General features: G+C 55.7%; 24 protein-coding genes. 11 read left to right on the plus strand and 13 right to left on the minus strand.

Annotation, left to right across the window (positions count from 1 at the left end; all coding sequences use genetic code 11):
- Positions 1–19: 19 nt before the first annotated feature.
- The 4 genes from ABWV33_RS10135 to ABWV33_RS10150 all read right to left on the minus strand — a co-directional run bounded on the left by ABWV33_RS10135 (position 20) and on the right by ABWV33_RS10150 (position 5,356).
- Positions 20–1,099 carry a glycosyltransferase family 2 protein gene (locus tag ABWV33_RS10135; protein WP_353330512.1) on the minus strand — a complete coding sequence of 360 codons (1,080 nt, stop codon included), beginning with the start codon at positions 1,097–1,099 and terminating at the stop codon, positions 20–22.
- A gap of 83 nt (positions 1,100–1,182) precedes the next feature.
- Positions 1,183–3,618, minus strand: a complete 2,436-nt coding sequence (locus ABWV33_RS10140; protein WP_353330514.1) for a glycosyltransferase family 2 protein — start codon at positions 3,616–3,618, stop codon at positions 1,183–1,185.
- The gene (locus ABWV33_RS10145; RefSeq protein ID WP_353330515.1) at positions 3,618–4,316 is read right to left on the minus strand and encodes a sulfotransferase family protein; all 699 of its coding nucleotides are present in this window, start codon (positions 4,314–4,316) and stop codon (positions 3,618–3,620) included. The genes ABWV33_RS10140 and ABWV33_RS10145 overlap by 1 nt, the downstream gene beginning before the upstream one ends.
- Positions 4,313–5,356: a glycosyltransferase family 2 protein gene (locus tag ABWV33_RS10150; protein WP_353330517.1), complete on the minus strand. Its 1,044-nt coding sequence runs from the start codon at positions 5,354–5,356 to the stop codon at positions 4,313–4,315. The genes ABWV33_RS10145 and ABWV33_RS10150 overlap by 4 nt, the downstream gene beginning before the upstream one ends.
- Before the next feature lie 239 nt (positions 5,357–5,595).
- Here ABWV33_RS10150 and ABWV33_RS10155 point away from each other — a divergent pair, with 239 nt between their 5' ends.
- The 10 genes from ABWV33_RS10155 to ABWV33_RS10200 all read left to right on the plus strand — a co-directional run bounded on the left by ABWV33_RS10155 (position 5,596) and on the right by ABWV33_RS10200 (position 15,710).
- Positions 5,596–6,504 (plus strand): AAA family ATPase, encoded by a 909-nt coding sequence (locus ABWV33_RS10155; RefSeq protein WP_353330519.1) that lies wholly within the window; start codon positions 5,596–5,598, stop codon positions 6,502–6,504.
- Positions 6,505–6,546: 42 nt separating this feature from the next.
- Positions 6,547–7,809, plus strand: a complete 1,263-nt coding sequence (locus ABWV33_RS10160) for a vWA domain-containing protein (RefSeq protein ID WP_353330521.1) — start codon at positions 6,547–6,549, stop codon at positions 7,807–7,809.
- 122 nt (positions 7,810–7,931) lie between these two features.
- Complete coding sequence (locus ABWV33_RS10165; RefSeq protein WP_353330523.1) at positions 7,932–8,483, plus strand: YeeE/YedE thiosulfate transporter family protein; 552 nt, start codon at positions 7,932–7,934, stop codon at positions 8,481–8,483.
- Positions 8,484–8,486: 3 nt separating this feature from the next.
- Entirely contained in the window at positions 8,487–9,077 is a 591-nt protein-coding gene (locus tag ABWV33_RS10170; protein ID WP_353330525.1) for a DUF6691 family protein, read from the plus strand.
- A 173-nt stretch (positions 9,078–9,250) separates the two neighbouring features.
- The gene (locus ABWV33_RS10175; RefSeq protein WP_353330527.1) at positions 9,251–10,225 is read left to right on the plus strand and encodes an XdhC family protein; all 975 of its coding nucleotides are present in this window, start codon (positions 9,251–9,253) and stop codon (positions 10,223–10,225) included.
- Complete coding sequence (locus ABWV33_RS10180; protein ID WP_353330529.1) at positions 10,222–11,226, plus strand: molybdopterin-binding protein; 1,005 nt, start codon at positions 10,222–10,224, stop codon at positions 11,224–11,226. The genes ABWV33_RS10175 and ABWV33_RS10180 overlap by 4 nt, the downstream gene beginning before the upstream one ends.
- 157 nt (positions 11,227–11,383) lie before the next feature.
- Positions 11,384–11,869, plus strand: a complete 486-nt coding sequence (locus ABWV33_RS10185) for a (2Fe-2S)-binding protein (protein ID WP_113824555.1) — start codon at positions 11,384–11,386, stop codon at positions 11,867–11,869.
- Between the two features lie 106 nt (positions 11,870–11,975).
- Positions 11,976–14,339, plus strand: coding sequence for a xanthine dehydrogenase family protein molybdopterin-binding subunit (locus ABWV33_RS10190; protein ID WP_353330531.1), 2,364 nt, complete (start codon positions 11,976–11,978; stop codon positions 14,337–14,339).
- Positions 14,340–14,437: 98 nt separating this feature from the next.
- Positions 14,438–15,229, plus strand: a complete 792-nt coding sequence (locus ABWV33_RS10195; RefSeq protein ID WP_353330533.1) for an FAD binding domain-containing protein — start codon at positions 14,438–14,440, stop codon at positions 15,227–15,229.
- A gap of 88 nt (positions 15,230–15,317) precedes the next feature.
- Complete coding sequence (locus ABWV33_RS10200; RefSeq protein ID WP_353330535.1) at positions 15,318–15,710, plus strand: hypothetical protein; 393 nt, start codon at positions 15,318–15,320, stop codon at positions 15,708–15,710.
- Here ABWV33_RS10200 and ABWV33_RS10205 read toward each other — a convergent pair.
- The 5 genes from ABWV33_RS10205 to infC form a co-directional block, all read right to left on the minus strand.
- Positions 15,707–16,363, minus strand: a complete 657-nt coding sequence (locus ABWV33_RS10205) for a hypothetical protein (protein ID WP_121996956.1) — start codon at positions 16,361–16,363, stop codon at positions 15,707–15,709. The genes ABWV33_RS10200 and ABWV33_RS10205 overlap by 4 nt on opposite strands.
- A gap of 30 nt (positions 16,364–16,393) precedes the next feature.
- Positions 16,394–17,794: a selenium-binding protein SBP56-related protein gene (locus ABWV33_RS10210; protein WP_113824550.1), complete on the minus strand. Its 1,401-nt coding sequence runs from the start codon at positions 17,792–17,794 to the stop codon at positions 16,394–16,396.
- Between the two features lie 148 nt (positions 17,795–17,942).
- Positions 17,943–18,848, minus strand: a complete 906-nt coding sequence (locus ABWV33_RS10215) for a DUF2950 domain-containing protein (protein WP_353330537.1) — start codon at positions 18,846–18,848, stop codon at positions 17,943–17,945.
- Positions 18,849–18,851: 3 nt separating this feature from the next.
- Entirely contained in the window at positions 18,852–20,168 is a 1,317-nt protein-coding gene (locus ABWV33_RS10220; RefSeq protein ID WP_353330539.1) for a DUF3300 domain-containing protein, read from the minus strand.
- 135 nt (positions 20,169–20,303) lie between these two features.
- A complete protein-coding gene (gene infC / locus ABWV33_RS10225) occupies positions 20,304–20,882 on the minus strand; it encodes a translation initiation factor IF-3 (RefSeq protein WP_162930607.1) in 579 nt (192 codons plus the stop codon).
- Positions 20,883–21,044: 162 nt separating this feature from the next.
- Here infC and ABWV33_RS10230 point away from each other — a divergent pair, with 162 nt between their 5' ends.
- Entirely contained in the window at positions 21,045–21,686 is a 642-nt protein-coding gene (locus ABWV33_RS10230; protein ID WP_353330541.1) for a hypothetical protein, read from the plus strand.
- Between the two features lie 84 nt (positions 21,687–21,770).
- On the opposite strand, the gene ABWV33_RS10235 is transcribed toward ABWV33_RS10230, so the two are convergent.
- From ABWV33_RS10235 to ABWV33_RS10250, 4 genes are all read right to left on the minus strand, one after another.
- On the minus strand, positions 21,771–22,613 hold the full coding sequence (locus tag ABWV33_RS10235; protein ID WP_113824545.1) for a ferredoxin--NADP reductase: 843 nt from the start codon (positions 22,611–22,613) through the stop codon (positions 21,771–21,773).
- A 109-nt stretch (positions 22,614–22,722) separates the two neighbouring features.
- Positions 22,723–23,130, minus strand: coding sequence for a DUF934 domain-containing protein (locus tag ABWV33_RS10240; protein WP_353330543.1), 408 nt, complete (start codon positions 23,128–23,130; stop codon positions 22,723–22,725).
- The gene (locus ABWV33_RS10245) at positions 23,127–23,888 is read right to left on the minus strand and encodes a phosphoadenylyl-sulfate reductase (RefSeq protein ID WP_113824543.1); all 762 of its coding nucleotides are present in this window, start codon (positions 23,886–23,888) and stop codon (positions 23,127–23,129) included. Before ABWV33_RS10245 ends, ABWV33_RS10240 begins: the two co-directional genes overlap by 4 nt.
- A complete protein-coding gene (locus ABWV33_RS10250) occupies positions 23,878–25,542 on the minus strand; it encodes a nitrite/sulfite reductase (protein ID WP_353330545.1) in 1,665 nt (554 codons plus the stop codon). The genes ABWV33_RS10245 and ABWV33_RS10250 overlap by 11 nt, the downstream gene beginning before the upstream one ends.
- Positions 25,543–25,574 lie beyond the last annotated feature (32 nt).

A 25,574-nucleotide genomic window follows, 5' to 3' on the forward strand; every position in this document is an offset into this window, starting at 1 on the left:
AGGCCAAATTTGGCAAAACTCAGGTCGGTTTCGGGTCGTTTTTATCGCCGTCTTGGTTGGCCTTCATGCGTCCAATGTTGGCAAACCCGGTCAGAGTACGGGCGGATTGTGCATTCACCAACCGCGAAGGCGGGGTCATCATCAGGCGCGCAAACAGGGCGCGAAACGGTTCCTGTTCCATAAGTTTTTGAAACCGCGATTTGCGCCATTGCACAGCACGGTCGTGCAGCCGAGCCAATGCGGGATCAGACGTGAGTTGATCATGTAATGGGGCGTTAGTGGCGGCATAGCGCGAGATAGAGGTGTCGGTGTCGGCATTGAAATTCCGTTCAACCCAATAATCCACCCCCAGCATGTGATCGGAATGCACGGCGCGCCCGCGATCCGCCTTGAGCACATAGCTTTCCATTGCGCCAAGCGGATAGTGGTTCAGTTGCACCAGCTCGTAATTGTCGCGGCCATAGTTGGAAAAGATCCGCTTGGTATGAAACGCCTCGCCTAACTCGCGCCCATTCCCATCAAACCAGCGCGCGGCATCAACGCGGTCGGGATCGGGTGAGCGTGGCCGGTGAACCCCCAGTTTTCGATAGGTTCCATCATTGCGATAAAAGGATTTGAACATCGAGGCGCGCCAAGGCCAGTGCATCACCCGCGGGGCACATTTGGTGAATGTTTCCGTGACCGGCGTATCCTCATAGCGGACTGTTTCACCATTGCCAAACAAACGCCATGTCAGAGTGATGGCGGTGGCATCGGGCAGGGCGGTTAACAAATCGGGTAAGGTGCCATCCCCGGTGTTGATATTTACGAATTCATCGATGTCCAGAGGCAGGATCCAATCTGCCTGACGGGCAAGCCGATGTTTGGATGCCATCTTGAGGCCGGTAAACTGGATACCTGCTTTGTCATAGGGTCCGTCATTGCGCAGGTGCGTCAGATGCCCCAATTCTTGCAACCGGTCCAACATCTTGTCGGTGCCGTCCTGACAGTCATTGGACAACACCAGAAAGTCGGTGAAACCGACGGCCTGATGGTGGGCCAACCATTCCAACAAAAAGGCGGCTTCGTTGCGGACGGTCAGAACAGCAAGAAAGCGCATGTCAGCGAGACCTTATTGCAAAGCTGGGTCGTCGCCATGACCCAGTGATACCCGAAAAAGGGAGAAGGGGTTGCACCACTGTCTCAGGTTTCCAAATCCAGCGCCAGTGCATAGGCGACGCGCTCTGTTTCGGTCATCTTAAGGGTCAGCGCCTGTTGGTACAGATCCTCAAATTCGGGGTTTTTGTGCAGCTCTTTGGCCTTGGCCAAATGCCACTCCAATCCTTTTTGATGCCATGCGCGCAAGGTGTCATCCTGCATCAGGCGGTCATATTCAGCGCGCAAGCGGGGCAGGTTGCGTTTGATGGTGACATCGCGGAAATCAGACCAATCCATACGGATCCAGTAGTTCAACCCAATGGAGCGATCGACGTGCAACGCCCGGCCCCGCTGGCGCTTGATCAGATAGCTTTCTGCGCTGCGCAGGGCATAGTGATTGAGCTGAATAAGGTCATAGCCGATAGATTTCTTGGAGCTGCGCCAGCCTTTGTCGGCGGCTTCTTTGGTCATGTCTTTGCCAGACCCGTTGACCCACTGCACTTGCGCGCGGTGCGCATCGTCCAGTTTGTTGGGTCGGTGGCAGCTGATCTTCTCATAGGCACCGATGTTCTTGAACATGGTTTTGAAGCCCCAAACCGTATGGGGCTTGGGGCAGAATTTTGGGGCGCAGGTGTCAAATTGATCGATCACCAGCTCATCCGACAGATGGGTGACGCCGTTGTGACCAAACAACCGCCAGGTCATGGCAACGTTGGTTGCGTCGGGAACCTCGGCTAGGAAATCCTGTAAGGTGCCGTTGCCGGTCCGCACGTTGATAAATTCATCAACATCGATGTGGATGATCCATTCCGCGTTTTTGATCACAGGCTCTTTGAGCGCTTGGTTGAGCGCGTATTGCTGGGGCGAGTTGCCCTTCCATTCATCATTGTTGCGATGTTGGAGAACGCCAAGGTCCTGCAGGCGATCAAGAATTTCGGTAGTGCCGTCGGAACAATCGTTTGTGTAGATCAGAAAGTTATCAACCCCCATCGCCCGGTGATAGGCCACCCATTCGGTGATATAGGGGGCTTCGTTCTTCATGCAGCCAACGATCACGTTGCCTGAATTGTTCTTTGGCAGATCGCGCGGGGCAATCGGGGTATAAGCGGCGGCAAGCTGTTCTTCGTCTACGGCACCCAAACGGTTATGCGGCGCAAAAGACGAGGTTTTGAGTTTTTCCAAATTTGGCAGGGCTTGGGGCGGCATCGATGCGCGTGCGCTGGCTGTGAGGCGTTCAAACGGTTCCGAAACAGGGGCGGGGGCCGGTTTGATCGGTGCTGGAGCGACGGTCTCGGCCGTGTGCTGTGGCAGTGGAGAGGGCGCGGATTTTACCACAGGCGCGATGAGATGCTCCGAAAGTTCAGCGCGGCGCTCCTCGGCTTTTTCTTTGGTGGCTTTTTGAATGCGAAACAAAGCAGACAGCAGGTATTGGGATGCGCGGAATCCGCGATCGGGGTCCGCTTCGACCCAAGGTTGGGCTGGGCCGTTGGGTACAATGTCTTCGTCCAGCATTTGATGATCCAGCATCAGCGCGCTGTTCGCCGCCTCGAACCGTTTGGACAGGGCTCCCAGCATGGTGGGGTCAGGGCTGGGACTGTTGATCTGCAGTTCCGCTTGCAACCCACGCCACAGCTGACGCGGCACATGTTTGTTTTTGAGCTTTAGAAACCGCAGCAACATTTCATTGAATTGACGGCCCCGTGCCAAAGACGCGGCAGAGGGTGGGACCTCGGGCGTGGCTTCTTCTGCGCGGCCAATATTGAACGGGATGTCAAAGGCACGGGTGATTGCGTCCACCGCTTCGCGACTGCCAAATAGGTCTTGATCATAGCGAAGAAAACGCAGGCTACCGGTTCCGAACACGTTTTCCCATGTGCGTTGCAGGGCAGGGAAATCAAGCCAGAACGCGGGGCCCTGGGTTTCTTCAAACACACCCGCCATTGGGTCAATTGCCGGCATGGTGTCGATCGCGGCCTGCCACCAATTGGGGGCGGTGCATAATTCCAGCTCTTGGTCCAATGGGGTGGCGCGGCCCTCGATCACCTGATCACCATAGTGGGTCATCATCAGGCGTGCAGGATCATCAATGAACGCAACAACTGTGATGTCTTGCGAAAACTTGGACAGCAGCTGATGCAGCCGCGTGATTTCTGAGGGCCGATACAATGAGGTGCTGAGCTGTGCTGCAGACAGGATCAGCGTGTCTGGACTGTGCTGTTCAATCTCACGGGTGAGGCCTTGCTCAACATCCGCTAGTAGGTTGTATTGTTTGTCGGATGCCGCGAACCCACGGTTGAATCGCAAAGGGTCGACATGATCAGAATCGGTGATGGCCATGAACAGGCGGGTGTGGTTGCGCCCACCGGGGCTGCGAGGGAAGAGTATTCCCTTGCTTTTCAGCTGTTCCCGTTTGGTGTTCAGAATGTCCTGGAGGCGGTTTGCACCAGCGGCTTCGGGGCCGATATGAAGAAATATACGCATTAGCTTGCCTGCCCTTCGGCATCCAGAATGTCAGTGTGTGCAATTTTTGAATCTGTCTTCGGGACGTCTGGTTCCAGCAAATAGTCCCGATTTGGGTTGGCCGTACCCCACCATCGGATTTTCATCCCCAGGAAATCGCCAATGTGTTTGGGGGCCTCTGAATCCAATATGTCGTATTCCAGAAAATTAGGGTTTCCGGCAAAGACCTGATGGCAAAAGGCGCGATGCCCTTCGACCCAACAGATCAGTTCCTCCGCTTTGGATCCATACCCGGCAGGCAGGCCGGGAATGCCGAATTCCGGCAACCGCTTGCTGCCCAGATTGGTCCACCGCTGCATGCTTTCAACCAGCTGTGCCGCATCTCGATGGCTGTAGAGGAATTTGGTGCCGGGGTGGTGGCGGATGATGGCACTGAGCAAGCCCCAATCCATTTGGGGCCAATGGTTCTGACCATAGCGAACCACGCTGATTTCGGTGAAGGCATCAAAATCATCCAGCCGGTGCAACGGATCGCCGTGGGCGAAGTAATCGGTGTACATCAAATCGCCCAGATAATGACGCGCCACATCCGGGTCAGTGGATTGCAGCCGTCGAATACGCCAATCCGCAACCTTCAGGCCCGATTTTTTGAGCGCTTTTCCCAAGGTTGTCGTACCTGATTTCGGCAGACCCAGATTCACCACGCGCAATCGGCTCATGCCGGTACCTCGGACATAAGACCGAGTTTTTCCAAAAGCGCCTCTTCTGCCGGGGGCAGGGTCGAGGTTGCCCGCAGGTGATCGCGCATCTCTTGATAGGCAGGCTGGACCAGAAGTTCATCACGTTTCGCACGGTGTAGTGCGACGGCTTCCTCGTGAAGGGCGGCAATCTCAGGGTCGGATTTCAACGCCTGCAATTCACGTTCCAATTCCGGCAGATAGCGATGAATGCTAAGATCCTGCCAAGCAGGGTCGTTCCGGTCGCGCCAATAGCTGTCATCAAAGGCACGGTGTTCACGGTTCACATCGCCCCGGTCATTTTTTACCAGATAACTGTCGAGGCTACGCAGGGCATAGTGGTTAAGTGTGGCGAATTCGCGTGCGCCCCGAGACGGGAACTTTCGGATCCGGCGCGGATTTGCGGCCACCAGAAAACGGTGGGGCACATCGCGGCCTGCGCCATCGGTCCAGCTGGGGCGCTTCTTGGGCGGCAGTTTCGAGCGAAAGAAGGGGCGGTGTGCCCCATAGTATTGCAATGGGAAATCATGCCGGACCAGCGACTTGACTTCGATCGCGCTCTCTCCACCCCAGAGGTCTGGGTTATGGGATCGGGTGAATTGTTCGATGACCGGGCGATCTTGAAATGTTTCGATTCCGTCGTTGGCGAAAAACTGAAACGACAGGCTGATCGTTTGTGGGTTGCCACAGGCCTCGATCAGCGCTGGGATGGTGTGATCGCCCACATGGATGTTTAGGAATTCATCAACATCGGCAACCCAAACCCAGTCAGCGTTCAAGACCACGTCCTGTTGCCGGGAATCTTTCAGGGCCTCCATTTGATAATTGCGCCCCTCGGCGGGGTTGGGCAGGTGCTGCACGATGCCACGGTCTGCCAGAGCGTCTAGCAAACGGTCGCTCGCGTCGGAACAATCGTTTGAATAAAACAGGAAATCGGTCACGCCGATCAATCGGTTGAACGCGATCCATTCCAAGAGGAATGGTCCTTCGTTCTTGATGCAGGTTACCGCTGTTATCCGCATGTCTTCCCCCACGTGGGGTATCTGTTACCTGTACTTTTCACTGGTGTCCGCCTCTGTCGAGCGTATTTGCCTGCGCTCTGTTTGTTTCCAAAGTCATGACATTTTGGGCTGAATCCGTCAACATTGCGCTAAGATCACTCTGGTGTGACGGCAAGGGGCATGTTGCCGGAACGGAACGGTTTGTTGGCGGTTGACGCGGCTCTGTGTCTGGGGCCTGTTAGGGGGCGAGGAGACCGAGCATGCAAAATCCAACGACGATTGATGACACGCAGGCCATGTTGACCGCGCAGGGCTATGTCTGTGGACGGGCGCTGGCGACGGTGGTTTTTTTGTCCCTGAAACTGGGGCGACCTCTGTTTCTAGAGGGAGAGGCCGGTGTCGGGAAAACTGAAATCGCCAAGGCGCTGAGCGCGGCTTTGGGGCGGCGCTTGATCCGGTTGCAATGTTACGAAGGCCTGGACGCGTCATCAGCAGTCTATGAATGGAATTTTCCTGCGCAGATGGTGGCGATCCGCACAGCCGAAGCGTCGGGTGGGGCGGATCGGGCGGCATTACAATCTGAATTGTTTTCGGATGAATACTTAGTGGAACGCCCCTTGCTCGAGGCGATGCGGCCAGATGAAAATGGCGCGCCGGTTCTTTTGATTGATGAGTTGGATCGGACAGACGAACCCTTTGAAGCGTTCCTGTTAGAAGCATTGAGCGATTTTCAGGTCACGATCCCAGAACTGGGCACGATCAAAGCGCCAGAACCACCAATTGTGATTTTAACCTCGAACCGAACCCGCGAAGTGCACGACGCGCTGAAACGCAGATGCCTGTATCACTGGGTGGATTATCCTGACTTTGATCGCGAACTGGAAATCCTGCATGCGCGTGCGCCGGAGGCCGCGGAAAACCTGAGCCGAGAGATCGTTGCCTTTGTGCAGAAGCTGCGCACCGAAGATCTGTTCAAAAAGCCGGGGGTGGCAGAAACGATTGACTGGGCCAAGTGCCTGTTGGCTTTGGATGTGATCAATCTGAGCCCCGAGGTCATCGCCGATACGTTGGGGGCAATTTTGAAATATCAGGATGATATTCAGAAATTGCAGGGCTCTGAGGCCAAGCGCCTTTTGGATCAGGCCAAAGCCACGCTTGTACCCGCGTGAGTTTCGATCTGGGGCATCGGTTCGTGAGGGGGAGCAAGAGTCATGGCTGAACAGCTGCCGCTGGAAATACCAGACGAGCCAAAGCTGGCGCAAAACATCACTCATTTCGCACGGGCATTGCGCAAGGCTGGATTGCCGATTGGTCCGGGGCGGGTGATTGATGCGGTGCATGCGGTTGAGGTGGCAGGGTTCACCGAAAAGCGTGATTTCTATTGGACTCTGCACGCCTGTTTCGTGACCCGCCCCGAACACCGCGCTGTCTTTAGTCAGATCTTTCGGCTGTATTGGCGGGACCCACGATACCTAGAACATATGATGGCGGCGATGCTGCCCGCTGTGCGTGGCGTTCAGGAAGAGCGCAACGCGCAATCTGCCGAAAAGCGCGCTGCCGAGGCCTTGTTGGATGGAGCGAACCGTGATGTGCCGCAAGCCCCCGATCAAGAAGAGGAAGAGGGCACCGAGATCAAGGTGAACGCCTCGCTCACCATGTCGCGGGAAGAGAAACTGCGCAGTCTAGATTTCGAACAGATGAGCACTGCTGAGGTGGCTCAGGCCAAGCGGATGCTGGCACGGCTCTCTCTCCCGGTTAAACCAATCCCATCGCGACGCGGGCAGGCCAGTTTGCGGGGGCATCGTATTGATTGGCGGCGCACATTGCGCAGTTCGATGCGTCAAGGCGGTGAAATTCATGACATTGCCCGTCTGACACCCAAACCGAGATGGCCCAATCTGGTGGTGCTTTGCGATATCTCGGGTTCTATGAGTCAATACAGCCGTATCATTTTGCACTTCCTGCACGCGGTCAGCAATGCCAAGGGCGCGGGATGGGCCAAGGTGCATGCCTTTACCTTTGGGACGCGGTTGACGAACATCACCCGCCACCTTGATCACCGGGATGTGGATGCGTCGCTGTCCGCTGCGGGGGCTGAGGCGCAGGATTGGGAAGGTGGCACGCGTATTGGCGAATGCTTGCATGCCTTCAATCGGGACTGGTCACGCCGGGTCATGGGGCAGGGCGCTGTTGTATTGCTGATCACAGATGGGTTGGATCGGGATGACCCCGATGCGCTGGGCCGTGAAATGGAGCGGTTGCATTTATCAGCGCGCCGCCTGATCTGGCTTAATCCATTGTTGCGTTGGGATGGGTTCGCCCCAAAGGCGCGTGGCATCATGGCGATGTTGCCGCATGTCGATAGTTTTCGCGCTGGGCATTCGATCGCATCACTGGAAGAGCTGGCACAAGTGATCTCGCGCCCGGATGATGTGGGTGAAAAGGCGCGCTTGATGGCGTTGATTTCCAGCTGAAGCCGCGTTCGGTCCTGTGCCGTTGCATTGAGATCCGTAGTCTGAGTTTGATCTAAATCATTCTGAAAGTGGAATGTGATACGTATTCTTGCGTTTGAATGTAACGTGCGAAGGGGAATCACATGCCGTTGAACTGGAAAACCGGGGGGCTGCTGCTGGGACTGGTGTTCTTTGCTGCTGTATTGCTGGTCAAGCCGATCGGAGTCTCGACTCAATTTGTTATTTTGGATGGGATCGTGGCGGATGCCGTCTCACCGAATTTGGTGACACAAACCGACGATGGGTACACATCGACCAATGCGTATCTTGCGAAATCAAATGGCAAATACGCCAAGGCGGTCTCGAACCCGTTGAATTATAGCTTTGTGTTTGTTGTTGCGATGATGGTGGGCGGGTTTCTGTCCGCGATGGCGCGTGGTGGCCTAAGCGCACCTGAGCGGATCATGCCCGCCCTTTGGCGTGTGAACTTTGGTGACAACCAGATGAAACGTTATTTGGCGACCTTTTTCGGGGGGTTTGTCGTGCTCTATGGCGCGCGTTTGGCCGGGGGCTGCACATCCGGTCACATGATGTCGGGTATGATGCAAACCGCACTGAGCGGATACATTTTCGCGGCTGGGGCCTTTGCTGCCGCTGTCCCCGTTTCTCTGATGCTGTTTAAAAAGGAAGCCTGAGCCATGACTGTTATTTTGTTGGCGATCGTGATCGGTGTAGCCTTTGGCGCTGTTCTTGATCGGGTCGGGGCCTCGAACCCATCCTATATCAACGCGATGTTGAATCTGACCAATCTGAACCTTGCGAAATCTATTCTTTTGGCCATCGGTGTCGGATCGGTTTTGATGTTTGGTGGTCAGATGCTGGGTTTTGTGGATGTGGGTCATATGTCAGTCAAAACTGCCTATGCTGGCGTTTTTCTGGGTGGTTTGCTGTTGGGTGCCGGTTGGGCACTGTCCGGTTTTTGTCCCGGCACAGGTATTGTTGCGGCTGCGACGGGGCGCAAGGATGCGTTGTTCTTTATCGCGGGTGGTCTGTTGGGCGCGGCGGCCTATATGGTTACCTATCCGAGCTGGAAGGCGTCGGGGATGCTGGATAAAATCGCGGGTGGCAAGGTGACTTTGGGCACCATTCCGGGGGCAAAATATGATGGTCTGACTGCCATCTCGGGCGACATTCTGGGCTTGGTCCTAGGTCTTGGATTTATCGCCGTTGCTTTTGCTCTACCGGAACGGTTCGTTGGGTCACCTGCTCAGGCGCAACCAGCAGAATAAGGGTCCTTGCCCGAACCTGGGCCCTTGAGTGGGGTCTGGTGCATTGTGTCTAGACCTCACGCTCGCGGCCCGGTGAATACGTGTTATTCACCGGGCCGCTTTTCTTTGTCCGCCAAGCAACTATGGTGAGGCGGACATTTTTTGTTTTGAGTGATCCCTGTGGGAGGACTGGCATGGACCGATTTGACAACAGCCCAGAGACGGCACTGGCCTGGCACCGTAAGGGCGTTGGGGCAGCGTTGGCGACTGTTGTGCAAACCTGGGGCAGTGCGCCGCGCCGGGTTGGAGCGCAATTGGTGATTGGCGGAGATGGCCGCATCGAAGGCTCTGTTTCAGGCGGATGCGTCGAAGGGGCGGTGATCGTCGAGGCGATGGATGCGCTGGAAGACGGAGAGGCGCGTTTGCTTGAGTTCGGGGTCAGTGACGAAGATGCGTTTGCGGTTGGCTTGGCTTGTGGCGGAACCATCCGCGTCTTGGTCGAACCGATTGGCAAAGCAATGAGCGAGGCGATGTTGGCTGATCTGGTTGTCGCTCGCGCGAAACGGACTGGCGTGATTTACGAGGTCAATATCGAAACAGGACACCGTGAGTTGAAATCTCCAGAAGCCTATCCAGATCGCATGCGTATGGATCGCTCGGGGTTTGAAGAGGATGGCGCGACCTTTGTTGCAGTGCACAATCCGCCGCTGCGATTGATCGTGATTGGGGCGGTGCACATTGCTCAGGCGTTGATCCCGATGGCGCGCATTGCCGGGTATGATCCTGTTTTGGTTGACCCGCGCGAGGCGTTTGCCTCGGATCAGCGGTTTCCGGGGGAGCGTATCCTGACCGATTGGCCGGATGAGGCGGTCGCAAAGCTGGGGCTGGATACACGCACAGCCTTGGTGTTGTTGACGCACGACCCAAAACTGGACGATCCAGCGTTGCAGGCGGCTCTTGCCGCTGATGTGTTTTACATCGGGGCGCTGGGGTCAACGCGCACTCATGCCAAACGGGTCGATCGTATGCAAGAGGCGGGCTTCACTGCCGCTCAGATCGCCCGTATTCATGGCCCGATTGGGTTGGATATCGGCGCGGCGGGGCCATCCGAAATTGCGGTATCCATTCTGGCGCAGATGACGGCTGTGTTACGAGGTATACTTGCATGAAGTTCGGACCTCTGCCTGTAAGTGCGGCCGAAGGGGCCATATTGGCGCATTCGGTGACCGTCGATGATGGCCGATTGCGCAAAGGTGTGACACTGACAGTCGGACATCTGGAGCGTTTGAGCACAGCCGGGGTCACAGAGGTTGTTGTGGCCCAGTTGGAGCCGGGGGATCTGCACGAAGATGAGGCCGCGCGCCGACTGGCTGCTGCCCTTGTTGCAGACCCGGAGATGGCGCATTTAAAGGTGACAGATCCTTTCACCGGGCGGGTCAATTTGCTGGCTGCTGGTCCGGGTGTTGTTGAACTGGATGTTGCCGCGATTGAACGGTTCAATCTCGTCCACCCAATGATAACAGTGGCAACCGTGCCCCCGTTTCAGCAAATGGCTGCCGGTGGCATGGTTGCGACAATCAAGGTCATTTCGTACGCAGTGTCTGAACGGGACGTCGCCGCAGCCTGTGCTGAGGCATTGGATACGATCCGCTTGCGCCGACCAATATACAAAACGGCGGGATTGGTGATTTCTGACATTCCGGGCGGCCCTTCAAACGACAAGGGGATCCGGTCGATCAGTGCACGGGTCGAAGGTTTGGGGATGTCTATGGCAGACATACAGATCACTGACCATGATCCGGATGCATTGGCCGACGCTGTGCAACGGATCAGTGGCGATTTCGTGATGATTTTGACGGGCTCTGCTACGTCCGACCCCGAAGATGTCGCGCCAAGTGCCGTTCGTCTGGCAGGCGGGCAAGTTGAACGGTTTGGGATGCCGGTGGATCCGGGAAATCTTTTGTTTCTAGGCAAGTTGGGTACGCGTCCAATCATAGGGCTACCGGGATGCGCGCGCGCGCCGGCCTTGAATGGGGCGGATTGGGTGCTGAGCCGGGTTGCCTGTGGTCTGACCGTTCGAGATCGCGATATTGCGGCGATGGGTGTTGGTGGGTTGCTCAAAGAAATACCTACGCGACCGCAGCCACGGGCGGGAAAACGGCACCAATAGGCACGTTGACGCAACGGGAGCTCTACTTACTCGAGGCGCGCTTTAGCCTAATTTTGTATAAAAATCAACTATACCAAATGGTCAAAAGTTTTAGTTCTCAAATGCAGGGGGGCGTGTTTTACTCTCCTCAACAAGATTTTGATAAGGGGAGGAATAGATGACACAGGTCTCAATGACCGTGAACGGTCAGGCTGCGAGCGGAGAAGCAGAAGGCCGCACGTTGCTATCCAGTTTTTTGCGAGAACAACTGTCGCTGACAGGAACGCATGTGGGGTGCGACACCGGCCAGTGCGGTGCTTGCACAGTGCACGTTAATGGCGAGGCGGTTAAATCGTGCAATATGCTGGCCGTCGAAGCCGACGGGGCCGAGATCAGCACGATTGAGGGCCAGGCTGCTGAAGATGGCACGATGAACACCATTCAGCAGGCCTTTCAGGACTACCATGGTTTGCAGTGCGGATTCTGCACGCCGGGCATGGTGATGTCAGCGGCTGCGCTGTTGAAAGACAATCCAAAGCCAAGTGAAGCTGAAGTGCGCGCGCACCTCGAAGGCAATATCTGCCGCTGTACGGGCTATCACAACATCGTCAAAGCGATCTTGGCTGCGTCCGGTCAGGATGTAGGCGCGATCGCTGCAGAGTAACGTTCCTAACACGCGCATTCGGCGCGGGCGCTTTTGAGGAGAAACGCCCGAGGCCACGACCGGATCGCCATGGGGCGGAACCGGGACAACGGGAGGAGAACAAGCTATGCCCAAAGACAGTGGCATCGGAGCCAGTTCCAAGCGACGCGAAGACGTTCGCTTTTTGACCGGAACAGGTAATTATACCGACGATATCAATATTCACCGCCAGACGTACGTCTATTTCCTGCGTTCAGACGTGGCACATGGCAAAATCAACACCATCGGTTTGGACGCGGCGAAAGCCATGCCCGGTGTTGTGCGCATCTTTACCGGTGCCGATTTTGAGGGCGTCGGCTCCATCCCATGCGGGTGGCAGGTCACAGATCGCCATGGCGAGCCAATGCAGGAACCGGCACACCCGGTGCTGGCCCAAGGCAAGGTGCGCCATGTGGGCGACCCGATTGCAGCGATTGTCGCCGAAAGTCTGGAACAGGCCCGCGATGCTGCAGAAGCGATTGAGCTGGACATTGATGAACTGCCCGCCGTCGTTGATATGAAGGCGGCGCTGGTCGATGGGGCCACCAAGGTTCACGACGATCTGACTTCGAACCTGTGTTATGACTGGGGTTTTGTCGAAGAAAACCGCGAGGCCGTAGACGAGGCGATCAAGAATGCTGCCCACGTCACCACGTTGGAGCTGGTCAATAACCGGATGATCGCCAATCCGATGGAGCCGCGCGTAGCTGTTGGCGAATATAATCGCGCCAATGACGAAAGCACGCTGCATACCACCAGCCAGAACCCGCATGTGATCCGCTTGCTGATGGGTGCGTTTGTTCTGGGTATTCCTGAGCACAAGTTGCGTGTTGTCGCCCCTGATGTGGGTGGCGGATTTGGCACTAAAATCTTCCACTATGCCGAAGAAGCGTTCTGTACTTTTGCTGCCCGCGCGATCAACCGCCCGGTCAAATGGACTTCATCCCGGTCTGAGGCGTTTATGTCTGATGCACATGGTCGGGATCATGTGACCAAGATCGAATTGGCGTTGGATGCAGATAACAACTTCCTTGCTGTGCGTACGGACACGCACGCCAACATGGGGGCTTATCTTTCAACGTTTGCACCGTCGGTTCCAACTTGGCTGCACGGAACACTTATGGCGGGGAACTATAAGACCCCGTTGGTTTACGTGAACGTCAAAGCCGTGTTTACCAACACAGTTCCGGTTGATGCCTATCGCGGCGCGGGGCGCCCCGAAGCAACCTATCAGCTAGAGCGCGTGGTGGACAAAGCCGCGCGGGAGTTGGGCGTTGACCCGATCGCACTGCGTCGTCAGAATTTTATCACTGAATTCCCCTATGCCACCCCGGTGGCGGTGGAATATGACACCGGTGATTACAACGCGACGATGGATAAGCTGATTGAGATTGGCGATTTTGATGGGTTCAAAGCCCGTCGGAGCGTATCCGAAGAAAATGGCAAACTGCGTGGTCTTGGTGTCAATTGCTATATCGAAGCTTGCGGCATTGCACCGTCCAACCTTGTTGGGCAACTTGGTGCACGGGCGGGACTTTATGATGCAGCAACGGTGCGGGTGAACGCGACCGGGTCAATCTCGGTCATGGTCGGGGCGCACAGCCACGGTCAGGGTCACGAGACATCTTTCCCGCAAGTTGTGGCGGAAATGCTGGGCATTGACGAGGGGATGATTGATATCGTCCACGGTGACAGTTCAAAGATCCCGTTTGGCATGGGCACATATGGATCGCGCTCAATTGCGGTTTGTGGGTCTGCCATGGTGCGTGCAACAGAAAAGATCATCAACAAGGCCAAGAAAATCGCGGCCCATTTGATGGAAGCGTCGGATGCGGATATCGAACTGAAGGATGGTCAATTCAGCGTAGCGGGGACCGATAAATCGGTGGCTTGGGGCGATGTGACTTTGGCTGCCTATGTGCCGCATAACTATCCGTTAGAGGACATCGAGCCAGGTCTCGAAGAGACTGCGTTTTATGATCCAGCGAACTTTACCTATCCGTCAGGCGCCTATGCCTGCGAAGTAGAGGTCGATCCTGAAACGGGTAAGGTCACCATTGAACGGTTCGCAGCTGCTGATGATTTCGGCAATGTTATCAACCCAATGATCGTTTCTGGTCAGGTCCATGGTGGTCTGGCGCAAGGCATCGGTCAGGCGTTGATGGAGCAGGCTGTTTACGACGCAGATGGTCAGTTGCTGAGCGCCTCCTATATGGATTACGCGATGCCACGGGCTGATGATGTGCCGTTCTACGATGTGGATCATTCCTGTCAAACGCCATGTACCCACAACCCGCTTGGGGTCAAAGGGTGCGGTGAGGCCGGTGCCATTGGCTCGCCCCCATCGGTGGTGAATGCTGTGGTGGATGCGCTGCAGTCGGCTGGCAAGGATGTCACCCACATTGATATGCCGCTGTCACCGTCACGCGTTTGGGCTGCGATGAACAGTTGAGATGAGGGGATGTGGCGAGGGGGTGACCCCTCGCTGGCCCTGCATGATTTATAGCCAGAAGAAGAGCCAAGGTCAGTCTCTTCGGAAAGGAAGACGAAATGTATAATTTCGAGTTTGAAAAGCCCTCGACCATTGCGGACGCTGTTGCCGCTTTGGGGCAAGAGGATGCGCAGGCGTTGGGCGGGGGGCAAACCCTAATCCCAACCCTGAAACAACGTTTGGCATCACCAAGTAAATTGGTGTCGCTGGCGGCGATCCCTGAAATGCAGGGGGTGTGTGTAGAAGATGGCGCTGTCAACGTCGGGGGTGGCACCACGCATGCGGCCGTCGCAGCAGGGGCAGCTGAATCGTATCCTGCGCTGGCAGACCTGGCGGGTCATATCGGCGATCCGATGGTGCGCAATCGCGGAACAGCTGGGGGATCTTTGGCGAACAACGATCCGTCAGCCTGCTATCCGGCGGCTGCATTGGGATCGGGCGCAACGATTGTGACCAACACGCGCGAAATCGCTGCAGATGACTATTTCCAAGGTATGTTCACCACTGCGTTGAACGAGGGCGAAATCGTAACGTCCGTCCGGTTCCCAGTGCCCGAGGCGGCGAGCTATCAAAAGTTCCTGCAGCCTGCGTCGCGGTTTGCTCTGGTCGGTGTTTTTGTCGCCAAATATGCGGATGGCGTGCGCGTCGCCGTAACAGGTGCTTCTGAAGAAGGAGTGTTCCGCTGGTCCGAGGCTGAAGCAGCCCTGAACAAAGAGTTCCGGGGTGACGCACTGATGGATCTTAAGATCAATCCGATGAACATGATCGGGGATCTGCACGGGACCAAAGAATACCGTGCACATTTGGTGTCTGTCATGACCAAGCGCGCTGTCGAGGCAGCAAGCGCCTGAAGCTGACAGTCTGGGCATTGTGAATATGTATTGTAAGCCGTGCATCTTTGGATGCGCGGCTTATGCGTTTCAAAGAATTAGGTGAGGCATGATCCTGAATATCTGGAACAGTTTCCGTCGCCTGCCAGTTTGGGTGCAGATCTGGGTGGGGCTAATTTTAATGCCGGTGAATCTGCTGCCTTTGGCGTTTTTGTCAGAACCCAAAGCGGGGCTTATCGCCAGTCTTGCGGTTGGTGGAATGGTTCTCAACCTTCCTATTTTGTTGAGAGAGCAGGGATTGTCTAAAGCGATGGCCATACCGCATCTGTTGCTGTGGATTCCTTTGGTTGTTGTCTTGTTTCGTCAGTTGCGTGATGGGGGCGATATGGGGCCGACATACATTACAGTGCTGGTGGTATTACTGGTTGTTGATGCGATCTCTCTCGCATTCGATTTTGTGGATGCTTTGAAATGGTGGCGCGGGGATCGTGCGATTGCCTAGGCAGGTAGAGCGGAATAGATCCCTAATCCCCCAACCAAAATCAGACTGAGCGCCCAGATCGCTTCGAGATCAAACCAGCTGCGCGACAGGAACTGCAGACCTAGCCAGCGATGGACTGCGATAGCCAGTCCACCTCCCGCTAATAACATCGCTGCAGTATGCAGAACTGCAACGCCGAGGGTCAGCATCGCATTTCGGGCCATCAGATCAGCAGCAGCGCGATGCCCTTGGTCCAATTCCTCGATCCGGCAGAGACCCAGATAGATCGGAACCAGCATCAAGGCTGCGCCATGCACCAGAGCCACCAGAAAAGACCACAGCGCCAGTCGGGTCGGCGGAATGCGGGACAAAAAGCGAGGATGTTTGCGTGTGATAAGCAACCAAAGGCCAAGCCCCACCACAATAACGCCAGCGACAAGGCGCAACTGACGCTCGTAATGGATCAGCAACGTCATCGCTGAGAGCGGCAAAAGGATCACCAGCATGGCTAGAAAGTGCCCAATCGCCAGTGCCCCCAAAGCGCGATACAGGGCACCGGGGCGTTGTTCCATCAAGGCAGAGGATACCGCCAACGGCCACCCCATTCCCGGGTTCAAGCCATGATACAAACCACTGAGAACAACGGCCAGCCAAAGGCCAGCCGTCGTGGACATTAGGTATTCCAATCTTTTCCCTGCCTCAGATTAGACGGAAGGGTAGCAGAAGCTGTCGGTTGAACAGTCGCCCCCTTCGAGCCGGATCTGGTGGCTGCGGTAGCCATCGGGGAATTCGACCCAAAATTGCTCATCCAGTGTCAGACCGCCATCCGCACCAACATTGGCCATAACCATTGCGGCACCACCTTCGCCCGGATAGAACTGATCATCCCATGTCGAATAGAGCGAATTGGTCCAATAGACCCGTTTGCCATCTCGGCTGATCTCAACCATCTGGGGTCCATATCCAAAGGTCTGTCCATTGGGATGTTTGGTCTTTTTGACGATTCCGCCGATTTCGACCTTGCCAGCCAGAACCGGGTTCATCGGATCGGATACATCGTATTGGTGCATTTCACCGGTGCCCCAGCACGCGACGTACAAGAATTTGTCGTCAAGGCTTAGGTCGATGTCCGTGACCAGGGGTGGCACGGCTGAGAACCCTTTGAGCAGGTCGGGCAGATCATCAGGATCAGCAGGCTGCGGGTCTATTGTAATGGTTTTCTTAGCTTCAAATGTACCATCCTCATTGCGCCACCAAGTAAAGATCGCGCCTTGCAGGTTGGTGGTATCAACCACAACCCCACAGAATCCATATTGTTTGACCGGATCATGGGCGGGGCGAATTTCCAACGCCATCTGGTGATTTTCACCCAGATCAATGGTTTGTACGTTCTTGCGCGCCCGCAGGTCCCAGAAATGGATTGAATGACCGTATTTATTGCTCAGCAGATCTTCGGCGACGATCCCGTTTTCGAATTGTGGTGGCAGGCCCCATTCTGAACTGACCATGTAATCCCGAGGCAGGTTCCACCAGAAATCATAGTGCTTGTCCTGCAATCCCCTGTCCATTTCATAGCGGCCGATGATTTCAAAGGTTTCGCAATCCATGATGAAAATTCCGGGCGGGCCGTCTGTTCCATCCTCGCCACCACCGCCAAGCGTCGAGACATAGATGCCTTCGGGACCACAATGGATGGTGTGGGGGCGGGAATAGCCGGTTTTGGCAAAGACCTCCTCGGGTTCGATAATCTTGTGGATTTTGGCATCCAGCGGATCCTTGACGTCGATCACATAAATTCGCGAGGACCGGATGCCTGGAATGATCAGATAACGCCGCTCAAGAAAGGCGTGGCCGGTTAGGGGGGACAAAGCAGAAGAACAGGCATTCCAACCGAAATGATGGAATTCATCGCCTGTGTTGGGCATCATGACCTTGTGCACGATCTTGCCGTAATCATCTGATGACGGATCTACATTCACCACAGCCAGCCCATCGGGTTGTGAAAAATCCGGGCTCAGCATCAGCGTAAAGGCCAGCGTTTCCACTGGGGCTTCCATCGCCAGCTTGGGTGAGGGGTGAAATGTCGGATCGGGTCGTAAATTCATTCTGAGTCCTCCCATTCAAATAGGCCGGAGACAGGAAAAAATCTTGGTATTTTGAATATTGTCGTGACTATCTCCCGGCAACGCTATGGTCGGCGGGAGATACGTTCCGGTCAAGTATTACCTTCATCAAAGAGTTACCTTTGAGCGGTTATTGCTGCTTTGACCATTCTGAACCGGGATCAAACAGTATGATCGCCTGTGCAATATCAAGGGTATCTTCACCCAGATCAGCTTCGTAAACGGTGCCGTTTTCAGCAACCAGAAAGCTGGTGATACCGCTGTTGCCATAGTCCGATGGGACCGCAAGCATAGCATGACCCGCTACCATTTGATCGTTTATCAGATAGTCCATAGCGCCACCGGGTGCCGCGTCACCTTGACCCTGTAGGATCCGGTAATAATACCCGCCAAAGGGTTCGGGGTCTTGATCCGCGTCACCGTCATTGTACCCGTCAAGCGAAGCAAGTGCGATACGTTCCCCCAATGGGCTGTCGGCGCGTCCCCAAAACAGGCCGTCTTGCCGACCCGGAGAGGACAGCAAGGCGCGGGCGAATTCCATTACCCCATCGCCGTCATGATCCACAAGGCGGTATTCCGCCTGAATATCCACATAGGCGTGCAGGGTTTCGATCGTGTCGAGCTCGTTTAACCCTATTCGCCGGGTGTGTACTTCGTTGGCACCGGCCTCAATGTCAAAGGACCACCCTTGTTCGGTGCGGTGCAGTGGGATCGGAAAGGGCCAGCTGTCCACCCCTAGCAACAGGGTCGTTTTGCCATCTTCACCAGGTTGAAACCGATACCCATTTTGAACGAGTACAAGGATTTCGAGCCGGTTGATCTTATCCCGGTCAGGGTTGCCAGAAGACAGCAAAGGTTCAGCATCGGTGCCAAACACAGTCAATAGGTCGGGGGTGTCTTGTGTGGAAAGCGCCTGCATCATCGCCTCAAGCGCGTCTTGTGGTGCTGGGTAGGTGGCAGGTTCCTCTGCGGAAGTGGCGGGCGTGGCTGCAAGCAGAGCTAGGGCGGCAAGTGTGTGTTTCATTGTTCGATACATGGCTTATCTCCGTCCTCTTCCACCACCAGATGCGCGACCTCGTGCGCCGCCCGCTTGGGCGCGTGCACCTGAAGCGCGCTGATGCATGGCACCTCCTCCTGAGTGGCTGCCTTGCTTGCGCGGTGCCGGACGCGCCTTGGCGGGGTTAGAGGCCGCTTTGGGGCGAGGTTTCGCCTGTGCTTTGGCTTTCGCTTTAGGGGCAGCGGCAGGCGCTTTGGCACGGGTGCGATCTACGGCATCTTTCCGCGCGTCAGCAGGCAAGCCGCCTGGGCGTTGGGCACCGGCCTTCTTAGCCCGTTCTAGATCTTTTGCGGCTCCGGGGCGCGAAATATCGGCGGCTCCGGTTTCTTTGGACAAACGTTGACGCATTTCATCGCCTCGGTCTGGTTTGCCTACTGGCATCGTTGTAACCCCATCCTGACCTCGGCGATTGCCGATTTCGTCGCGGGCTTTGTCACGGCGGTCATCATCCGGCTTCCAGCCGATGTTGTCGCGATCGCCAATGTTCACATCCCCATCGATATCAATGTCGATATCCGGATTGTGGATGATTGGACGCCCGTTCCACCCGCCACAGTTATGGCAGCCCCAATAGCCGTACCAATCGTCGTCATCATCAAAGATTTCCGCAATCAGTGCGACCGTACCAAAGGCGATCAGCCCGGTCGCAAGCGCATCCCCGGCGTCCGAGTCGTTGCTGTCGACATAAACCACCTCGGGATCATATTGGGGCACATAGACGACTTCGGGGTTGGTCGGTTGAATGATGATGGTTTCATCACCGGCGTCCTGGGTCACTTCAACGGTTTGCTCATCGCCGCTGGCCAAAGTCCCGGCATCGGCTGCGATCTTGCGCATGTCTTGCACCGCTGCCATGACATCGTCGTCTTGGGCCAGCATGACCGTGCCCATGGTTTCGGTCCATTCCACATGAACGGCCATATCCGTCAAAACATCAGGGAAGGCGGTCGCGAGAACCGTAACGCTTTCATCCCAGCCCTGTGTCTCGATCTCGGCTTTCAGGGTTTCGGCGTCTTTGTCTTTGTTGTCCTGAACAAATCGGTCGGCCTTGATCACTTCAAGGGGAAACGTCGCAGCCACAAGAACCTGTATCAGCAAGGTATCAGGGTAGAGTGCGACAGGCGCGACAAGCTTTTGCAATTCGTCAGGGGTCAGAAGCGTTACCTCTTCTGCAGGTTTGCTGTCTGCTTCCTGAGTTGCTTCAGTTGTGACTGCTGTTGTTGACGTATCTTGCGCAGCCAGAGGGTGCGCAGCCAGAAATGCACACAACAGTACCGCTGAATAGTTACGGGTCTTCATCCGGTCTCTCCCCGGTTGTTTCACCGAACAGCTTAGGCAAGAAAATGTTTGAAACCAAATGATTTTCTGGGAGCAAGACAGAAAACGCCCCGTTCCGAGGGAAACGAGGCGCGTTCTCAGATCTGAAATCAGATCTTATTTTTGTGGAAGAGGGCCGATCATCATGATCATCTGGCGGCCTTCCATTTTAGGCATGTTTTCGATCTTGCCGTGTTCCTTGATGTCGCTTGCGACACGCTCCAGCAGTTCACGACCAAGGTTCTGGTGAGCCATTTCACGGCCACGGAAACGCAGAGTCACTTTGACCTTGTCGCCGTTTTCCAGGAACTTGTACACATTACGCATTTTCACATCGTAATCATTGGTGTCGGTGTTGGGCCGGAACTTGACCTCTTTCACCTCAATGATCTTTTGCTTTTTGCGTGCTTCGCTCTCGCGTTTCTGCTGTTCATATTTGAACTTGCCGAAGTCCATGATCTTACAGACCGGAGGAGCGGCATTGGGCGAGATTTCAACAAGATCCAAGCCAGCCTCATCGGCCATTTGCATGGCGCGTGACGGCGTAACAACACCGACGTTTTCACCATCGGCGCCGATTAGGCGGATTTCATTGGCACGGATTTTTTCATTGACGCGCGGGCCGGTGTCACGTTGTGGCGGCGCATTGTGAGGTCTGCGAGCTATGGACTCATTCCTTTGATCGTTAAATTCGATGAGCGCGAAACGTAACTTTCATGCTAAGGTGATTCAAGGTGAAATTGCCCCTTATTAGCGGATTTTCGTACAACTTTCCCCCTTGTGATCCTGGTTGTGCTCCCTCATTTGACACTCAAGACGGCCATCTAGGGGCCGCCTTTGCAAAAAGGATAATAAAAGATGAAAACTCTGATAGCAGTATTGATCGTCGTTGCCGCCGCTGCAGGTGGGTATGTTTGGATGAATCAAGCCGAAGAAGCCCCCACGGTTGAGGGTGCGATGGACAAAGTTAAAGACGCGGTAAGTGATGCCGTAGAAGAAACCTCGGAAGCAGCCAGTGAAGCAGCCGCAGATGTATCAGAGGCCGCTGCTGAGGCCGCTGCCGCTGCCAAGGAAGCTGCTGAAAAGGCGGCTGCTGATGCCGCAGCTGACGCAGAGGCCGCCGCTGCCGCAGCTGCTGAAGAAGCTAAGAAAATGGCTGAAGAAGCAGCCGCCAAAGCCGCAGCCGCTGCCACCGAAGCGGGCGAGGCTGCATCTTCGGCTGTCGAGAGCGCAACCGATGCTGCAAGCACAGCCGCGGCAGACGCCGTAGATAGCGCCAGCAAAGCAGCAACAGACGCAATGGACAGCGCTGCCAAAGCGGCAACAGACGCTTTGAACGATGCGACTCAGGCTGCAACCGATGCCGCCACAGATGCTGCAACTGACGCGGCCACAGATGCTGCAACTGACGCGGCCACAGATGCTGCGACCGACGCGGCCACTGATGCCGCAACGGATGCGGCAACCGATGCTGCAAAAGATGCGGTGACTGGAAACTGATTTCGATCAGCAGATAGTTCTACCCAAAAAAGAAAACCGCGCCAGAATTCTGGCGCGGTTTTTTGTTTCTAAATCTTTGCTGGATCAGCCAACAAAGGCCTTTTCGATCACAAATTCCTTGGGTTCGGAATTTGCACCTTCGCGCAGACCAAAGTCTTCAAGGATAACTTTGATATCTTTGTTGAATTCCAGGGATCCGCAAACCATACCGCGATCGGTTTCAGGGTTGATTGGGGCAATGCCCAGATCTTTGAAAACGGTGCCGTCTTTCAACAGATCAGTGATCCGGCCCATCTTGGGGCTGTCTTCACGCGTCGTGGTTGGGTAGTAGCGGATCTTTTCGTGGAACCCTTCGCCCATCAGCTCGGCCAACATTTCGTCTTGTTTGATGTTTTCGATCAACTGACGGCCATATTCCAACTCGCCCACTTCGCGGCAGGTGTGGGTGATGACGATCTCGTCATAATCTTCATAGGTCTGGGGTTCACGCAGCAGCGAGGCAAAAGGCGCAAAGCCAGTGCCAGTGGCAAAAAACCAAAGACGTTTGCCGGGCAGCAGGGCGTCATGCACCAGCGTGCCAACCGGTTTGGGGCGCAGGATAATCTGGTCGCCCACATTGATGTGCTGCAGTTTCGACGTCAAAGGGCCGTTCTGAACTTTGATCGAATAGAATTCGAGTTCTTCGTCCCAACTGGGGGAAGCGATGGAATAGGCACGCAGCAGCGGTTTGCCATTGTCGCCCAACAAGCCGATCATGACAAATTCACCAGACCGGAACCGCAGCGAGGCGGGGCGCGATACGCGGAACGAGAACAGGCTGTCGGTCCAATGTTTGACCTCGGTCACAGTCTGAGCATCGGGGAGAACGGGCGCCTTTACGGCGGCGGCAGTTTTGGTGGCTTCGGTCACGGATTTCATCTCTGTCATCGGTTGCACTGCCGGTTGTTTAACCGACACCTCTGATTAATCTTTGATACAAGTCAGGAAAAGGGGGCAAATAGCCCCCTTTGGTTCAATTGCTGGCAAGGACGCAGGATTATCCGCGCAGGCGGGCTTGATAGTTGTGGGCTTTCCAATCGGCGCGGGCAACCCATTGGTCCTCGGGCTGACGTTCGGCCAAGATGCCATCGATCTCAACTTCGTCGAAACCGGCGCGACGCGCCATCGCATATTGATCCGCCAGAACGTGACCTTTAGCGCGCAAACGGCCAGTGTAGCCTTTCAAGCGTAGGGTACGCGCGATCGTGAAGCCGCGCCCATCCGCGAAGGATGGGAAATCAACGCGCACCATGTGGGCGTTGCCCAAACGTTCGCTCAGATCATCTGGGTCTGTGTCCGAAGGCACATCCAACGCGACGACATCGTTGGCGGCATCGTCTAGGGTTACAAAGCCATCGGTCCAGTCATCGGGCTGAAAGCCCTCGTCATTTACAACTACATTCATGTTTTTGCTCCAACACGCACCATTTTGCCATCGACGAAATGAATGCCGCATTCTTCTTTGGTTTCGTTGCGCCAGCGTCCAGCGCGGGGATCTTCGCCTTCTTTGACAGGCGAGGTGCAGGGCGCACAGCCGATCGAAGGATAGCCTTTGGCCACCATCGGATGCCGGGGTAGGCGGTTTTCTTCCATATAGGCACGCACGTCATCGGGGGCCCAATGGGCAAGCGGGTTCACCTTGATCCGCCCGGTGCCGTCCTCAACCTCAAAGAAGTTTAGCTCTGAACGGGTGCCGGACTGGAACCGCTTACGCCCGGTGATCCAACCGTCATAGCCGGACAACGCGCGCTGCAACGGCAAGGTTTTGCGCAACATGCAGCAGGCGTCGGTGTCGTGTGAATTGAGCGCACCATAAGGGTCGTCGCGGTCAATGTCGTCTTGATCTGCGCGAATGATGCGCAGGTTTTTCAGGCCCAGACGTTCGCTGACATCTTGCTGATAAACAAGCGTCTCTGCAAATAGCATTTGCGTGTCGACAAACAGCACCGGGGTCGATTTGTCGATCACAGCCGCCATATGCAGCAATACTACCGATTCAGCCCCAAAGCTTGAGACCAATGCGATATCGCCTGCCTCCTCCAGCGCTCCGTGCATGACATCGGTGGCGCTGTGGTGGCGGAAGCGGGCGTTCAAAAGGTCGACCTTGTTGGTCAGTTCCTGACGATCCGCTCCCAGCTCGGTTTGGATTTCATCAAGCGGCATCGGCCTGGGCCTCAGGGTAAAGGGCAGCCTTGAACGGGGCCAGACCTAGACGACGATAGCTCTCGAGGAAGGTTTCCTCTTCGCTGTTGCGCACGTCCAAATAGGCAAGTACTAGGCGTTCGATGGCCGGAACAATCTCGTCATACGAGAAACCGGGGCCTGCGCGTTCACCAACAGCGGCCGTTTCGGTCGCATCCCCACCCAGAGTGATCTGGTAGTTCTCAACGCCAGCGCGATCCAAGCCCAGGATACCGATGTGGCCAACATGGTGGTGACCACATGCGTTGATACAACCCGAGATTTTGATCTTCATCTCGCCAATGTCGTGCTCGAGCTTCAATTCGTCAAAGCGCGTCGCGATTTTCTGGGCGACAGGAATCGAACGGGCTGTGGCCAGCGCGCAATAATCCATGCCGGGGCAGGCGATGATGTCCGAAATCAACCCGATGTTGGCGGTGGCCAACTCGTGCTCTTTTAGACGCGCATGGATCGCGGGCAGGTCCGATTTGTGGACATGCGGCAAGATCACGTTCTGCTCGTGGCTGATGCGCAGTTCGTCATAGCCGAATTCTTGCGCCAGATCGGCCATAGCCCGCATCTGATCCGCCGTTGCATCGCCGGGTGTTTGGCCATGTTTCTTGATCGAAATCGTGACGATTGCATGATCGGCATCTTTGTGTGCGGAGATGTTAGTATCGACCCAAGAGCGGAACACCGGATCATTGGTGTAGGCGCTTTCGAACGACGCAACCGATGCTTCACGGAACGTTGGCGGAGCAAAGTGGCCTTTGATCTCTTCCAACAGGGCCATATCAGCGCCTTTGAACTGTGGGCGCACCTGCAGGAACCGTTCGTTGACCTTGGCACGAATGGCGTCGATGCCATGCTCATGCACAGTGATCTTGATGCGCGCCTTATATTTGTTGTCACGGCGACCGATTTGGTTCCAGACCGACACGGTCGATTCCAGATATGCCAGCAGATCGTCAAAGGCGACATATTCGCTGAGTGTTTTGCCGATCATAGGCGTACGGCCGAGACCACCGCCCACGATGACTTTGGCGCCTAGAACACCGTCACGCTCAATCAATTGCAGGCCGATGTCATGCGCTTTGATCACGGCGCGATCATTTTCCGCACCGGTGATCGCGATCTTGAATTTGCGCGGCATGAACTGGAATTCCGGGTGGTCGGTGGACCATTGGCGCAACAGTTCTGCATAGGGGCGTGGATCGGCGACTTCGTCCGCAGCAGCGCCGGCGAAGTGATCCGCTGTCACGTTGCGGATGGTGTTGCCTGATGTTTGGATCGCATGCATGCCGACCTCGGCCAGCGAGTCCAGCATATCCGGAATATCGTTCAGTTTCGGCCAGTTGTACTGGATGTTCTGACGGGTGGTGAAGTGGCCATAGCCCCGGTCCCACTTTTCGGCCAGCAAAGCCAGCTGGCGCATCTGGTCGCTGCTGAGCGTGCCATAGGGAATCGCAACCCGCAGCATATAGGCGTGCAGTTGCAGGTATACGCCGTTCATCAGGCGCAGGGGTTTGAATTCGTCCTCGGTCAAAGATCCGTCGATGCGACGATCCACTTGGGCGCGGAACTGGGCGTTACGTTCGGCAAGGAATTCGGTATCAAACTCGGAGTAGCGGTACATGGTTTTGCTGTCCTTGTTGCAGCCCCAGATTT

Origin of the sequence: Phaeobacter sp. NW0010-22 (assembly GCF_040365955.1) — a bacterium.
Taxonomy (GTDB): domain Bacteria; phylum Pseudomonadota; class Alphaproteobacteria; order Rhodobacterales; family Rhodobacteraceae; genus OMPR01.